Below are 14,101 nucleotides of genomic sequence, written 5' to 3'. Positions count from 1 at the left end.
GCCGCGCAAGAGAAGGAGGCACCGCGCCCGATCAACTCGCCGACCCGCGCCAGCGCCAGCGCCATCCCGGCCGCCCGTCGAGGTTCCGCCGCCGGATCGAGCGGCGACAACCCGCGGGCAATCTCGTCGAGATCGACGAAGCGAACCGAGCCGGACACGGCTCGGATGTGCCGGAAGGCGTAGGTGGTCTTGCCCGCACCGCCCGGCCCGGCGACGATCCAGAGCGCAGGCGGCCCTTTCGCTTCCGGCGTCATGCGAGTCGCGGCTGATGAATTTCCGTCGTCTTCCCACTATGTAGCAGCTTTGCCCCACTTCCGAGTCCCCATGACCATCTTCTCCCCCCGCGAAATCGTCTCCGAACTCGACCGCCACATCGTCGGCCAGCACGACGCCAAGCGGGCGGTCGCCATCGCCCTGCGCAACCGCTGGCGCCGGCTGCAACTGGACGAGACGCTGCGCGAGGAGGTGATGCCCAAGAACATCCTGATGATCGGGCCGACCGGCGTCGGCAAGACCGAAATCTCCCGGCGCCTGGCCAAGCTTGCCAACGCCCCCTTCCTCAAGGTCGAGGCGACCAAGTTCACCGAGGTCGGCTATGTCGGTCGCGACGTCGAACAGATCGTGCGGGACCTGCTCGACATCGGCATCGCACTGACCAAGACCGAAAAGCGCAAGGAGGTGCAGGCCAAGGCCCATCTCGCCGCCGAGGAACGGGTGCTCGACGCGCTGGTCGGCGCCACCGCCAGCCCGGCGACGCGCGATTCCTTCCGGCGCAAGCTGCGCGCCAACGAGCTCGACGACAAGGAGATCGAGATCGAGGTCAAGGACACCTCCGCCCCCACCCTCGACATCCCCGGCCTGCCCCAGGGCCAGATGGGCGTCATCTCGCTCGGCGACATGTTCGGCAAGGCCTTCGGCGGGCGCACGAAGAAGCGGCGCACCACGGTCCGGGAAAGCTACGAGCAGTTGATCCAGGACGAGGCCGACAACCTGCTCGACCAGGACAACATCGTGCAGGAGGCCATCCGCCAGGTGGAGAACAACGGCATCGTCTTCCTCGACGAGATCGACAAGATCTGCGCCCGGGAGGGCCGGGCCGGCGGCGACGTCAGCCGCGAGGGCGTGCAGCGCGACCTGCTGCCGCTGATCGAAGGCACCACCGTCTCCACCAAGCATGGCGCGGTGAAGACCGACCACATCCTGTTCGTCGCCTCCGGCGCCTTCCACGTCGCCAAGCCGTCGGACCTCTTGCCGGAGCTGCAGGGCCGCCTGCCGATTCGGGTCGAGCTGCAGGCGCTGACCCGCGACGATTTCCGCCGCATCCTGGTCGACACCGAGGCCAGTCTGATCAAGCAATATGTGGCACTGATGAAGACCGAAGGCCTGGAGCTGATCTTCACCGACGACGCCATCGACGCGATCGCCTCGGTTGCGGTCGAGGTGAACTCGACGGTGGAGAACATCGGCGCCCGGCGGCTGCAGACGGTGATGGAGCGGGTGCTGGACGAGATCTCGTTCACCGCGCCCGACCGCAGCGGCGAGACCACCACCATCGACGCGACCTATGTGCACAGGACCGTCGGAGACCTGGCCAAGAACGCCGACCTCAGCCGGTTCATCCTCTGAAGACGGGCGCCGGCCGCCCGAAGCGGAAGCTCAACGTCTCGGCGGGACGTCCCGGATCGGCAGCATGGACCGGTCCGGGACGCCACCTATGGCAGGCAGCGTGAAGGATTGACGCAAGTTCACGATTTTCCCGCGATCGCGGAAAGACAAAACTCATCCCTGCGCTGTAATGCGGTGCCGAGGATGACAAAATGACAATTGACCCCATCGTCAGCGCCAGCCTGAGCGAGGCCAAGCTGAAGCCGGCGCCGATCCGGCCGGAATGGATCCTGGAAGGAACGCCGCGCGCCCGGGCGGTCGAACTGTCGCGCACGGCCGACGGCGCGGCCCTGACCGCGGTCTGGGACTGCACGGCCGGCACCTTCAACTGGTATTTCGGCGGCGACGAGGTCGTCCACATCCTCGACGGCGAGGTGGTGGTCGACGACGGCCGCGGGGCGCGGGTGCTGCGCCCGGGCGACGTCGCGCTGTTCCGGGCCGGCACCTGGGCGCATTGGCGCGTGCCGCACTATGTGCGCAAGCTCGCCTTCTGCCACGACGCCCTGCCGCGGCCGGTGAGCCTATGGCTGAAGGCGACGCGCAAGCTCGGCCGCCTGGGCGTCCGGCTGACCGGGCGGGCCGCGGCGCCTGCCGGGCCATTGGCGGCCGGCCCCCCCGCCGCCAACGGCGCGGTCGTTTCGCTGCTAAACCGCCTTGGCTTTCTTGCGATCCGCTCCGTCAGCTTCGGCTCCGCGCTTGTCCTGTAGCCCGTAGCTCTTGAAGCCTTCCTGGACCTTGGCGATTTCCGCGTCCGGCAGGACCACCGGGCCACCGATCAGCAGGGTGTGGTAGTACTGCTTGGCGAGAGTCTCGAACTCGTGCGCCAGCCACATCGCCTTGTCGAGGCTGGAGCCGACGGCGATCATGCCATGGTTGGCGAGCAGGCAGCCGTTGCGGTCCTTGAGGGCAGCCAAGGCGTTTTCCGATAGTTCCTTGGTGCCGTAGGTCGCATAGGGCGCACAGCGGATGCTCGGACCGCCGAAGGCGGCGATCATGTAGTGGCAGGCCGGAATCGGCTTGTTGGCGATCGCCAGGATCGAGCAGTACATGGCATGGGTGTGGACGATGGCGTTCACATCCGGCCGCGCCTTCATGATGTCGAGGTGGAAGCGCCACTCCGTCGTCGGCTTGAGCGGTCCCTCCCAGGAACCGTAATCCTCCTCCAGCGGCATGGAGGCGATCATCTCCGGCTCCATCTCGTCATAGGGGACGGCCGACGGCGTCACCAGCATCCGATCCTTGTAGCGGGCCGAGACGTTGCCGGAGGTACCCTGGTTGATACCGTGGGCGTTCATCCACCGGCATTTGTCGATGATCTCCTTGCGCAGTGCCAGTTCGTCCTTCTTCACGCCGCCGTCTCCCTCGCAAACGTTGCGCCATCCATGCCGCATGGGCCGGAACGCTGCAAGCGCCTTGTGACGCCGAGAGCCTCGAGCCGGCCCGGAATGCCGGCGACGGGAAGAAGCAACGGCGCGGGCGGACGGAATGACGTGAGGCCCGGCGGCGCCGCGACATCGGCGGAGCCCGGGCAGAGCCCTGCGCCCCCGTCCGCGGCGGGCGGGGGGCGACACTGCGGCGTGGTCCGTTCGCGCCGTGCGGCGCGGACCGTCGGACGGCTCAGCGCCGGCGCATATTGCCGCCGCCGCGCTGGGGCGGACGCGGGCCGGTGGCGGCGCGCTCGTCCTTGTGCCGGAAGATGATCCGGCCCTTGTCGAGGTCGTAGGGGCTCATCTCGACGGTGACGCGGTCGCCCTCGATGGTCTTGATGCGGTTCTTCTTCATCTTGCCGGCGGTGTAGGCGATCATCACGTGGCCGTTGTCCAGCGTGACGCGAAAGCGGGCGTCGGGCAGGACCTCGGAGACGGAACCTTCAAACTCCATCAGTTCTTCTTTGGCCATGGGCTCTCTCTAGGCTTGGGTCTTCATCGCAGCGCCTCTGTCAGGCAGCGCGTCGCTGGGGGCGGCGCGCGCCGCGGTTGCGATCGCGCGGACGCTGGTCCTGGTGGGCCGGACGATGCCCGCGATCGCGATGCTGGTCGGCCTCGAGCCCCTGCACCGGCGCGGCAACCTGCAGCGGCTTCCTGGTCAACCGTTCGATATCCTTCAACTCACCCTTCTCGGCGGCATCGCAGAAGGAATAGGCGACGCCGCTGCGCCCGGCGCGGGCCGTGCGGCCGATACGGTGCACATAGCTCTCGGCATCCGCCGGCAGCTCATAATTGATGACGTGGCTGATATCGTCCACGTCGATGCCGCGGGCGGCGATGTCGGTGGCGACGAGGATGCGCGCCGCACCGGTGCGGAAATCCTCCAGCGCCCGCTGGCGGGCATTCTGCGACTTGTTGCCGTGGATCGCCACCGCCCGGACGCCGGCGCGGTCGAGCTGGTCGGCGACGCGGTTGGCCGCGTGCTTGGTGCGGGTGAAGACGATGACGCGCGTCATCGCCGGATCGTTCAAGAGGTGCAGCAGCAGCGCGCGTTTCACCGAATTCGGCACGTGGAAGACGAACTGGTCGATCTTGTCGACCGTCACCACCTCCGGCGTCACTTCCACATGCACGGGGTCGAGCAGGATCTCCTCGCCCAGCTTCTTGATGGTCTTGGGCATGGTGGCGGAGAACAGCAGCGACTGGCGCTCCATCGGCGTCTCGTCGACGATCTTCAGCACGTCGCGCGAGAACCCCATGTCGAGCATGCGGTCGGCCTCGTCGAGCACCAGGATCTTGACCTTGTCGAGCCGCACCTTGCGCTGCTGGTGCAGGTCGAGCAGCCGGCCGGGCGTGGCGACCAGGATATCGACCCCGTCCGAGAGCGCCTTGACCTGGTTGCCCTGGCCGACGCCGCCGAAGACCACCGCGGTCTTGAGGCGCAGATGCTTGCCATAGGTGCGAAAGCTCTCGTCGATCTGCAGGGCGAGCTCGCGGGTCGGCGCCAGGATCAGGGCGCGCACGCCCTTGGGGCCGGGGCCGGCGGGAACGGCGGACAGGCGCTGCAGGATCGGCAGGGCGAAAGCGGCGGTCTTGCCGGTGCCGGTCTGCGCCAGGCCCATCATGTCCCGGCCTTCGAGCAGCGGCGGGATAGCCTGGGCCTGGATCGGCGTGGGCGTGTGGTAATTGGCTGCGACAAGAGCGCGCAGCAGCGGTTCGGCCAAGCCGAGGGCCGGAAAAATCAAGTCGGTCATCATAGGTCCTTCATGCCTGCCCACGTCAGAGACGACGGCGTGCGCCGTCGCCGGGTCCGCGATCACCGGCCTCGTCGGTCCGGCTACGTCGCGGCCCTCGCGCGGATGGGCTCGGCGGATTGTTTCAGGGATGGCCCAAGGTCAGGCGCTGCTTCGAAAAGACGAAAACCCAGCGCGCCGCGCGACCCTCAGGCGATCGATGCAGGCGGTTGCTGATGCATTCTGGGAATTAAGTCAAGGAAAAAGCGCAGAACGACCGGCCCGCCGGCCGCATCGCCGCCGGCGCAAAGCTCCGCCGCGCTCCTTCGCGAGCGCTCATCGCCATATGCATTTCCCATATCTCTGAAGTCATTTAAAGTAAGAAAAGCTGAATGCCGACTTCAGTTTCCCTGAAATATAAGAACGCACTAATAGCGAATCGCCCATTGGAGTGAAATCGCTTGCTTTTCATTACAATTCCTGCGCCAATATTGCGCAGCCACGCTGACTTGCCGCGCCGCCTCGTGTCGTACACCTTGATCCTCCCAGATGTACACGGCCACGTCAGCCAACCAGACACGTCAATGAGGAACGCCATGAAGCATCACACCGGTCTCTTCATCCCAGGACCGACCAACATCCCCGATCCCGTGCGTCGTGCCCTGAACCTGCCGATGGAGGACATGCGCGCGCCCGACTTCCCCGAGCTGACATTGCCGCTGTTCCGCGACGTGAAGCGGGTGTTCAAGACCGAGACCGGCCAGGCCTTCATCTTTCCGGCTTCGGGCACCGGGGGCTGGGAAGCGGTGCTCACCAACACGCTCAATCCCGGCGACAAGGTGCTGATCTCCACCTTCGGCCAGTTCTCGCTGCTCTGGGCCGACATGTGCCAGCGCCTCGGGCTTGAGACCGTGGTGGTCGAGCGTCCCTGGGGCGAGGGCGTGCCGGTCGAGGAGTTCGCCGAGATCCTCGCCCGCGACAAGGCGCATACCATCCGCGCCGTGCTCGCCACGCACAACGAAACCGCCACCGGCGTCACCTCCGACGTCGCCGGCCTGCGCCGGGCGCTGGACGCGGCCGACCACCCGGCGCTGCTCTATGTCGACGGCGTGTCCTCGGTGGCCTCGATCGATTTCCGCATGGACGAGTGGGGGGTCGACGCCATCGTCTCCGGCTCGCAGAAGGGCTTCATGCTGCCGACGGGCCTGGCCATCATCGCGGTGAGCCAGAAGGCGCTGGAGGCGCACAGGTCGTCCAGGTTCCCGCGCTGCTTCTTCTCCTTCGAAGACATGATGCGCACCAACAAGGACGGCTATTTCCCCTACACGCCGGCGACGACGCTGCTGCGCGGCCTCAGGGCCTCGCTCGACCTCCTGTTCGACGAGGGCCTGGAGAACGTGTTCGCCCGTCACCACCACCTGGCCGAGGGCGTGCGCCAGGCGGTCCAGGCCTGGGGCCTGACGTTGTGCGCCCGCGAGCCGAAATGGCATTCGGACACGGTGAGCGCCATCGTCGTCCCGGAGGGAGTCGACAGCGGCCAGGTAGCGCGGCAGGCCTATCACCGCTACGGCGTCTCCTTCGGCGTCGGGCTCAACAAGGTCGCCGGCAGGGTGTTCCGCATCGGCCACCTCGGCGCGCTCAACGAGCTGATGCTGCTGGGAGCGCTCGGCGCCGCCGAGATGGCGCTGGTCGATTGCGGCGCCCGCATCGAGTTCGGCTCCGGCGTCGCCGCCGCGCAGAGCTATTACGGCAGCCGCCGCAACGTCTACGCCGCCGCCGCCTGATCCACGCCAACCGATCTCTTCGGCACGCCTCCCGCCCCGCCAGGGGCGGGACAGGACGGCGCCGCGCCCAAGGAGGGCACTGCCCGATGAGCTTCACCCAATACAAGCCGGTCGCGACCCGCCTGCAGCGCAGCGAGCTCGCCGTCCCCGGCTCCAACCCGTCGATGATCGACAAGGCGGCCGAATCCGCCGCCGACTTCGTGTTTCTCGACTTGGAGGATGCCGTCGCCCCCGCCGACAAGGAGGCGGCGCGGCGCAACATCATCCAGGCGCTGAACGACATCGACTGGAAGGGCAAGGGCAAGACCGTCTCGATCCGGATCAACGGCCTCGACACGCATTACATGTATCGCGACGTGGTCGACATCGTCGAACAGGCCGGGGCGCGGCTCGACACCATCCTGGTGCCGAAGGTCGGCACCCCGCACGACCTCTACATGGTCGAGGCGATGGTGACGCAGATCGAGGAGGCCAAGAAGCTTCCCAACCGCATCGGCCTGGAAGCCCTGATCGAGACCGCGCTCGGCATGGCCAATGTCGAGGAGATCGCCCGCCAGCATTACACCAAGCGGCTGGAGGCGCTGCATTTCGGCGTCGCCGACTTCGCCGCCTCGCGCCGCTCGCGCACCGTGGTGATCGGCGGCCTCAACCCGGACTATCCCGGCGACCAGTGGCACGCGGCGATCGACCGGATGGTGACGGCCTGCCGGGCCTTCGGACTGCGCGCCATCGACGGGCCGTTCGGCGACTTCAACGACCCCGACGGCTACATCGCCGCGGCCAGGCGTGCCGCCGTGCTCGGCTGCGAGGGCAAGTGGGCGATCCATCCCAGCCAGATCCGTATGGCCAACGAGGTGTTCTCGCCGCCGCCCACCGAGGTCGACCGGGCCAAGCGCATCCTGATCGCGCTCGAGGAGGCCGCAGCGCAGGGCAAGGGCGCGGCCCAGCTCGACGGCCGGATGATCGACGCCGCCTCGGCGCGCATGGCCCAGAACGTCGTCACCGTCGCCGACGCCATCGCCGCCAAGGCGGCCTGACGAAGAAGAGGCAGGGGAAACGCAACATGGACATTCACGAATACCAGGCCAAGGAGATCCTGGCCAAGTTCGGCGTGCCGATCCCGCGGGGCGGCCTCGCCTACAGCGCCGAGCAGGCGGCCTACCGCGCCCGCGAGATCGGCGGCTCGGTCTGGGTGGTCAAAGCGCAGGTGCACACCGGCGGCCGCGGCAAGGCCGGCGGCGTCAAGGTGGTGCGCAGCGAGGACGAGGTCGAATCGGCCGCCGAGGCCATGCTCGGCCGCAAGCTGGTGACTCACCAGACCGGCCCCCAGGGCAAGGGCATCTACCGCCTCTATGTCGAGGGCGGGGTCGCCATCGCCCGCGAGTTCTATCTCGGCTTCGTGCTCGACCGGGCCGAGCAGCGCGTCGCCGTCGTCGCCTCGAAGGAAGGCGGCATGGACATCGAGGAGATCGCGGCCGAGAAGCCCGACAGCCTGATCCGTCTCTCCGTCGAGCCGGCCGTCGGCATGCAGGGCTTCCAGGCCCGCGAGCTCGCCTTCGCCCTCGGCCTGCCGACCGGCGCCATCGCCGAGGCGACGCAGCTGATCCTGGGCTGCTATCGCGCCTTCCGAGACAAGGACGCCACCATGCTGGAGGTCAATCCGCTGGTGCTGACCGCCGACAACCGTCTGCTGGCGCTCGACGCCAAGATGTCGTTCGACGACAACGCCCTGTTCCGCCACCCCGACATTTCCGAGCTGCGCGACAAGAGCCAGGAGGACCCGCGCGAGACCCAGGCGGCCGACCGCGGCCTGTCCTATGTCGGCCTGGAGGGCGACGTCGGCTGCATCGTCAACGGCGCCGGCCTCGCCATGGCGACGATGGACATGATCAAGCTCGCCGGCGGCGAGCCGGCCAACTTCCTCGACATCGGCGGCGGCGCCACGCCCGAACGTGTGGCCAAGGCCTTCCGTCTGGTGACCCAGGACAAGAACGTGAAGGTGGTGCTGGTCAATATCTTCGCCGGCATCAACCGCTGCGACTGGGTGGCCCAGGGCGTGGTCAAGGCGGTCGAGCTCGCCGGCCTCGACCGGCCGCTGGTGGTTCGCCTGGCCGGCACGCATGTGGAAGAGGGCCGCCGCATCATCGAGGAGAGCGGCCTGCCGGTGATCTCCGCCACCACCCTTGCCGAAGCCGCCCAGAGATCGGTCGCGGCCGCCAGAACCTACCAGCCGGGAGCCTGAGCCATGTCCGTCCTGATCAACAAGTCGACCCCGGTCCTGGTCCAGGGCATCACCGGCAAGATCGGCAGCTTCCATGCCCGGGAGATGATCGACTACGGCACGCCGGTGGTCGGCGGGGTCACGCCCGGCAAGGGCGGCACGACCGCGGTCGGCGTCCCGGTGTTCGACACCGTCAAGGAGGCGGTGCACGCGACCGGCGCCACGGTGTCGGTCGTGTTCGTGCCGCCGCCCTTCGCCGCGGATTCGATCATGGAGGCGGCCGATGCCGGCATCAAGGTGTGCGTCGCCATCACCGACGGCATCCCGGCCCAGGACATGATGCGCGTCAAGCGTTACATGCGCCGCTACAAGGCCGAAAGCCGCATGCGCCTGCTCGGCCCCAACTGCGCCGGCGTGATCACGCCCGGCGAGAGCCTGGTCGGCATCATGCCCGGCCACATCTACCTGCCCGGCCGCGTCGGCATCGTCGGCCGCTCGGGCACGCTCGGCTACGAGGCGGCCTCGCAGCTCAAGGAGCTCGGCATCGGCATCTCGACCTCGGTGGGCATCGGCGGCGACCCGATCAACGGCTCCTCGCACCGCGACATCCTCGAACTGTTCGAGAACGATCCGGACACCGATGCGGTGGTCATGATCGGCGAGATCGGCGGCCCGCAGGAGGCCGAGGCCGGCGCCTATGCCCGCGACCGCATGACCAAGCCGGTCTGCGCCTATATCGCCGGCCTGTCGGCGCCGAAGGGGCGCAAGATGGGCCATGCCGGCGCCATCGTCTCGGCGAGCGGGGAGAGCGCGGCCGAGAAGGTCGAGATCCTGAAGGCCTGCGGCGTCACCATCGTGCCGACCCCGGCCGAATTCGGCACCACGGTGCAGGCGATGCTGGCGGCGAACACGGTTCCGATCCGCAAGGCGGGGTGAACGGGCGCCGCTGCCGCAGAGGACGTCGAAGAGGCATTGTGCCCATGGCCGCCGGTCTGGCAGGATCTGCCTGCTGGAGGCGGCCATGATCGACGAAAACGAATCCGCGCGGCGCAAGCTCAAGGAGCAGTTCGCATCGCGCGTCATCGCCCGGTTCCGCCGCAAGGGCTGGGCCGGCGACATCCGCTACGACGAGGACCGGTTTGCGCTCGGGTTCAGCGGCCCGTCCGGCACGCTGTATCTCGCCAATGCCTTCGCCGAATGGCAGGAGGCCGAGCCGGCCGAGCGCGCGGGCGTGATCGACCGGTTCGTCCTGTCGTTCCATGATGGCGACTCCGACACCATCCCCTTCGAGACGGCGGCACCGCTGCTGCTGCCGGTCATGCGCAACCGGGTGCACGCACAGCACCACCGGCTCACGGTGGAAGCGGGGAGCGTGACCGGCGACCTGCCCTTCCGTGTCTTCGCGCCGACATTGGCCGTCGGCGTCGCGGTCGACCGCCCCGACAGCATCAGCTTCGTGACGGCCGACCGCCTCAAGGGCTGGAAGGTCTCCTTCGAAGAAGCGCTCGCCGTCGCCATGGAGAATTTGCGAGCCCGCAGCCCATGCCGCTTCGAACGGATCGGCGAAGGTTTCTACGTCTCGAGCTATGACGACTCGTACGACGCGGCCCGCATCCTGCTGCCCCATCTGTTCGAGCAGCTGCCGCTGCGCGGCGATCCCGTGGCTGCGGTGATCTCGCGGTCGATGATCGCGGTGGCCGGGTCGCAGGACATTCCGGTGCTGAACGCCATGGCGACGGTCGTCGAGGAGGCGTTTCGCGGCGAAAATCGACCGATCTCCTGCCGCCTCCTTGTGCTGCGCGACGGACGGTGGGATCTGTTCCAGCCGGCGGATACGGACCTGCCGGCGATCCACCGCCTGCGGGTGTTGCAGGAGGTCTGGGACACCGAGTTGCAGAAGGGCATCCTCGAGGCGCATTTCAAGTCGATCGGACGCGACGTCGACGTCGCCCGGTTGCATGTGTTCGAGCACGAGGGGCGCCCCTACACCGCCGCGATCTGGCCCGTGGGCAAGGCAACGCTGCTGCCGGCCGCCGATGCGATCGGCATCCAGGTCCTCGCCGGGCACGGCGTCTATGTGCGTCACTGGGCGCAGATCGAGGCGTTGTGCGGAGGGTTTCCGATGGAGCCCGATGCCTATCCGCCCCGTCATGTCGTCGATTTGAACCCGACAAGGGACGATCTGGTGCGCCTGCTGGAGACGGAGGAACCGTTCTGGCTTCCGCCTACGGCACCACCTTGAACTCGACCCGCCGGTCGAAAGCGTAGAGGTCGTCCTGGCTGTAGCGGGTGCGGGCCTGCGGTTCGCGCATCATCTTGCTTTTCACTGCAACGACGCCCCCCAAACCGATTCATTGCAATCCGCATTACATAGATGTATATATATCTGCAGCACAGGAATGCGCCATGGCCATCACAATCCCGAAGAAGGAAACACCCGTCTCGATGCGGTTTCGCAACGATGATCTGGCCATCATCGACCGTGGCGCGGAACTGCTCGGTCTGTCTCGCACCGAGTTCATGCGCCGCGCGTCGCTGCATGAGGCGCAGGCGGCCATCCTCGAAGAGGCCGTCATCCGTCTCTCGCCGGACGCCTATGACGCCTTCATGCAGGCGATCACGGCTCCCGTCGCAGCTCCGCCGCCGAAAGCGGCCGAACGGCTGCGCCGGCCAGCGCCGTGGGAGCGCTAGGTGGCGCTTTCAGGCATCGAACTCCTGGACGATACGCATCGGCTCGACACGTTCGACTGCGGCAAGCCGGCCCTCAATGCGTGGCTGACCGGCTTCGCCCGGATCAACCAGGCGCGCGGCTTCACGAGGATTCTGGTCGTTCACGATGACGGAGCCGTGGCGGGTTACTACGGGCTCGCGCCAAGCGTGATCCAACCGAACAGCGCACCACGTGCGATCCGAACCGGGCGACCGCCGGATCCGATCCCTTGCCTTCTGATCGGGCAGCTCGCCGTCGACCAACGCCATGTCGGGCAAGGCATCGGCAGCGGATTGGTCAAGGATGCCCTGCGACGCTGCATAGCCGGGGCCGACATCGTCGGTGGCCGCGCGGTCGTTGTCCGGGCGATCGACGCCGAGGCCGAACGCTACTGGCAAAGCTGGGGCTTCGTCGCCGCGCGGGACAACCCGTCGGTCCTCATGCGCTCCATTCAGGATGTGCGCTTCTGGTTGGCGGACCAGGCGCTCTAACCCGTCTTCGCGGATTGGGGGCAGATTGAGGCATCCCCGCGGTTGGCGATCAATGGGTTAGGCTAAAAGGTCTTCACTACGTCGACCGGCTTGGGCGAGGACGGAGGAGGTGATTCTGGGCGGGGGCTGTGGCGGCAATTGGAGCTTGAGGCGGCTGATGAGGAGGCTGAGCTCGGGCTCGGGCTGGGTGTAGCGGGTCAGCTGGATCTCGCGACCATCGGTGGTGGGCAAGTGGACGTCGATCATCTGGATGGCAACGAACTTTTCCAGAGCACTTCGAGCGGTCAGTCCCGGGGCCAGGGCGTGGAGGCGGCGGGTCAGGGTGATCTGCAGGCAATAGGCCAGGAAGGCGATGAAGATGTGGGCTTCTATCCGCCTCTCATCCTTGTGGAAGACCGGGCGGATCGCCAGGTCGCCTTTCAGGGTCTTGAAGACCTCTTCGACGGCGACGAGCTGAATGTAATATTGCCATAGCAGCGCGGGATCGTTGTCGGTGAGATTGGTTCGCAGCAGATAGCGCCCTTCACGCCGTCTGATGGTTCGCAGCCTCTTGCGGTCGAGGCGGAAGGTCAGCCCGCCGTTCTTGTCGATGTCGACATCGACCAGGCGCCAGGCGGTCGGCGCCTTGGAGCGCGCGGCGCCCAGCTTCATCAGGAGCTCCTCGCGGGAGACCGCCATGGCGGCGATCTGCCGGAGCCGCTTCCACAGCCATTTCAACTGCCGCCGCCGCATGGCCCGTTCCTTGGAGACGCGGTCGAGGCTCTGGGCGAAGACATAGAGTTCGCCATCCTCGGCCAGCAGCTTCACCTGAACGCCCTGCCGCGCCTCCTGCCAGGGCTTGTCCAGCAGGTGCTTTTCCAGGCGGTTCAGCCGTCCCTTGGGCGTTCCCACCAGATACTGGACCGGCGGGTCACTGGCCCGCATCTGTGCCAGGGCCGCCTCGGTGGGAATGCCGCGATCCATCACCCAGACGCGCCGCGCCTTGCCGTATTGCTGCTCGATCTTGCCGAGGAACATCCCCAGCGTCTTGCTGTCGGCGGTGTTGCCGGCCAGCACCTCGTAGGCCAAAGGCAAGCCCTCCGGGGTGACGACCAGGGCGATCACCACTTGCGGACAGTCCGGCCGCTTGTCGCGGCTATAGCCGTGACGGCGCTTGTCGCCCTCGGGCAGATCCGAGGCGTTGACCTCAAAATAGGTGCTGGTCAGATCGTAGAGCAGCACGTCGAAGCGGGCGTTGAACAGATCGCGCCAGCGCTCCGCCAGATGAGCGAACAGGGTCTGCCTGTGCGCCAGGAGCAGGTCGTGGCAGGCATACAGTTTGTGCGCCTCGGCCAACCCGAAGTCCGCCCCCAAGAGATCGGCCATAGCGCTACGCTCGAACCATTCGCGATGCAGGCGCCATTCGCTGCCCGGTGCGATCAGGCGATAGGTCACCAGAACCTGAAGCACCTGGTCCCAGCGTGTCCCCTTGCGGCTCGGCGGCAGGCGGTCGGCCCAGAACCGATCGAGGTGCAGGTCGCGCCATAGGAGCCCGGCCAGCCAACAGGCACCCCATTGGCGCGGCCGGCACAGCCGGAGCTCCGACAAGCGAAGCTGCACCACTGAGGCATCGGCCGCGACGGCTTGGCAGCGATCCTCCGGAAACAGAGCCAGCGTCTGTCGATCGCCGGTGTCGGTATCGAGCACCTCGATGGCTTTGCGCCAGGCGGCGGCCTGAGAAGAGTTGATTTCACCCAAATACAAAACCTGCCGCTGCACCACCCGGCCATCGTCGAGACGCTTGTTCTCGACGATGTTCCAGTAGGTGTGCGTCTTGCCGTCCTTCCTTCGCTCGGTTCGTCGCAGAAACATGGCGACATGAATCTATGCACGCCAAACCGTATCTTGGAAATAGCCTAGGTCTTCACTACAGCCGATTCCGGTAGAACATGCGAACCTCGCCTCAATCAGATCAAATACTTACGCGCTCAAAAAACCTCGAAATCGACGTTTCCGCGCGCGAATCCGCGAAGACGGGCTAACCCGGATATTTCGCGTATCGAGATCGCACCGCCGCGCACAAGGCCGCGA

At 66.9% G+C, this 14,101-nt stretch carries 13 protein-coding genes; 9 read left to right on the top strand and 4 right to left on the bottom strand.

Annotated features, from left to right (window positions below):
• Window positions 1–324: 324 nt before the first annotated feature.
• Window positions 325–1,626: an ATP-dependent protease ATPase subunit HslU gene (gene hslU / locus AC27L4_RS18625; RefSeq protein WP_487143787.1), complete on the top strand. Its 1,302-nt coding sequence runs from the start codon at window positions 325–327 to the stop codon at window positions 1,624–1,626.
• A 191-nt stretch (window positions 1,627–1,817) separates the two neighbouring features.
• Window positions 1,818–2,372, top strand: coding sequence for a cupin domain-containing protein (locus AC27L4_RS18620; protein ID WP_487143786.1), 555 nt, complete (start codon window positions 1,818–1,820; stop codon window positions 2,370–2,372).
• Here AC27L4_RS18620 and AC27L4_RS18615 read toward each other — a convergent pair.
• The 3 genes from AC27L4_RS18615 to AC27L4_RS18605 all read right to left on the bottom strand — a co-directional run bounded on the left by AC27L4_RS18615 (window position 2,310) and on the right by AC27L4_RS18605 (window position 4,846).
• Window positions 2,310–3,014: a class II aldolase/adducin family protein gene (locus AC27L4_RS18615; protein ID WP_487143785.1), complete on the bottom strand. Its 705-nt coding sequence runs from the start codon at window positions 3,012–3,014 to the stop codon at window positions 2,310–2,312. The genes AC27L4_RS18620 and AC27L4_RS18615 overlap by 63 nt on opposite strands.
• Window positions 3,015–3,282: 268 nt before the next feature.
• Entirely contained in the window at window positions 3,283–3,564 is a 282-nt protein-coding gene (gene infA, locus AC27L4_RS18610) for a translation initiation factor IF-1 (protein WP_487143784.1), read from the bottom strand.
• A gap of 40 nt (window positions 3,565–3,604) precedes the next feature.
• A complete protein-coding gene (locus AC27L4_RS18605; RefSeq protein ID WP_487143783.1) occupies window positions 3,605–4,846 on the bottom strand; it encodes a DEAD/DEAH box helicase in 1,242 nt (413 codons plus the stop codon).
• Between the two features lie 575 nt (window positions 4,847–5,421).
• Between AC27L4_RS18605 and AC27L4_RS18600 the strand changes: the two genes are divergently transcribed.
• From AC27L4_RS18600 to AC27L4_RS18570, 7 genes are all read left to right on the top strand, one after another.
• Entirely contained in the window at window positions 5,422–6,609 is a 1,188-nt protein-coding gene (locus AC27L4_RS18600; protein ID WP_487143781.1) for an aminotransferase class V-fold PLP-dependent enzyme, read from the top strand.
• 86 nt (window positions 6,610–6,695) lie between these two features.
• Window positions 6,696–7,646 carry an HpcH/HpaI aldolase/citrate lyase family protein gene (locus AC27L4_RS18595; protein WP_487143780.1) on the top strand — a complete coding sequence of 317 codons (951 nt, stop codon included), beginning with the start codon at window positions 6,696–6,698 and terminating at the stop codon, window positions 7,644–7,646.
• A gap of 26 nt (window positions 7,647–7,672) precedes the next feature.
• Window positions 7,673–8,851: a malate--CoA ligase subunit beta gene (locus AC27L4_RS18590; protein WP_487143779.1), complete on the top strand. Its 1,179-nt coding sequence runs from the start codon at window positions 7,673–7,675 to the stop codon at window positions 8,849–8,851.
• A 3-nt stretch (window positions 8,852–8,854) separates the two neighbouring features.
• Window positions 8,855–9,766: a succinate--CoA ligase subunit alpha gene (gene sucD / locus AC27L4_RS18585; RefSeq protein WP_487143778.1), complete on the top strand. Its 912-nt coding sequence runs from the start codon at window positions 8,855–8,857 to the stop codon at window positions 9,764–9,766.
• A gap of 85 nt (window positions 9,767–9,851) precedes the next feature.
• On the top strand, window positions 9,852–11,072 hold the full coding sequence (locus AC27L4_RS18580) for a DUF1444 domain-containing protein (protein ID WP_487143777.1): 1,221 nt from the start codon (window positions 9,852–9,854) through the stop codon (window positions 11,070–11,072).
• Between the two features lie 203 nt (window positions 11,073–11,275).
• Complete coding sequence (locus AC27L4_RS18575; protein ID WP_487143776.1) at window positions 11,276–11,521, top strand: type II toxin-antitoxin system TacA family antitoxin; 246 nt, start codon at window positions 11,276–11,278, stop codon at window positions 11,519–11,521.
• The gene (locus tag AC27L4_RS18570; protein WP_487143774.1) at window positions 11,522–12,031 is read left to right on the top strand and encodes a GNAT family N-acetyltransferase; all 510 of its coding nucleotides are present in this window, start codon (window positions 11,522–11,524) and stop codon (window positions 12,029–12,031) included.
• A 57-nt stretch (window positions 12,032–12,088) separates the two neighbouring features.
• Here AC27L4_RS18570 and AC27L4_RS18565 read toward each other — a convergent pair whose 3' ends face one another.
• A complete protein-coding gene (locus AC27L4_RS18565; protein ID WP_487141056.1) occupies window positions 12,089–13,882 on the bottom strand; it encodes an IS1634 family transposase in 1,794 nt (597 codons plus the stop codon).
• Window positions 13,883–14,101 lie beyond the last annotated feature (219 nt).

It is taken from the genome of Labrys sp. Lb11, from assembly GCF_057554225.1.
Note: the sequence above shows the minus strand (reverse complement) of the source record. Positions and strands in the feature narration are given on the sequence as shown.

What these genes read in the sequence shown, in the direction of transcription:
- AC27L4_RS18575 (WP_487143776.1), top strand. Translation starts at nt 11,276, where the DNA reads ATGCGGTTTCGCAACGATGATCTGGCCATCATCGACCGTGGCGCGGAA.
- AC27L4_RS18580 (WP_487143777.1), top strand. Translation starts at nt 9,852, where the DNA reads ATGATCGACGAAAACGAATCCGCGCGGCGCAAGCTCAAGGAGCAGTTC.
- AC27L4_RS18620 (WP_487143786.1), top strand. Translation starts at nt 1,818, where the DNA reads ATGACAATTGACCCCATCGTCAGCGCCAGCCTGAGCGAGGCCAAGCTG.
- AC27L4_RS18590 (WP_487143779.1), top strand. Translation starts at nt 7,673, where the DNA reads ATGGACATTCACGAATACCAGGCCAAGGAGATCCTGGCCAAGTTCGGC.
- sucD (WP_487143778.1), top strand. Translation starts at nt 8,855, where the DNA reads ATGTCCGTCCTGATCAACAAGTCGACCCCGGTCCTGGTCCAGGGCATC.
- infA (WP_487143784.1), bottom strand. Translation starts at nt 3,564, where the DNA reads ATGGCCAAAGAAGAACTGATGGAGTTTGAAGGTTCCGTCTCCGAGGTC.
- hslU (WP_487143787.1), top strand. Translation starts at nt 325, where the DNA reads ATGACCATCTTCTCCCCCCGCGAAATCGTCTCCGAACTCGACCGCCAC.
- AC27L4_RS18600 (WP_487143781.1), top strand. Translation starts at nt 5,422, where the DNA reads ATGAAGCATCACACCGGTCTCTTCATCCCAGGACCGACCAACATCCCC.
- AC27L4_RS18605 (WP_487143783.1), bottom strand. Translation starts at nt 4,846, where the DNA reads ATGACCGACTTGATTTTTCCGGCCCTCGGCTTGGCCGAACCGCTGCTG.
- AC27L4_RS18595 (WP_487143780.1), top strand. Translation starts at nt 6,696, where the DNA reads ATGAGCTTCACCCAATACAAGCCGGTCGCGACCCGCCTGCAGCGCAGC.
- AC27L4_RS18565 (WP_487141056.1), bottom strand. Translation starts at nt 13,882, where the DNA reads ATGTTTCTGCGACGAACCGAGCGAAGGAAGGACGGCAAGACGCACACC.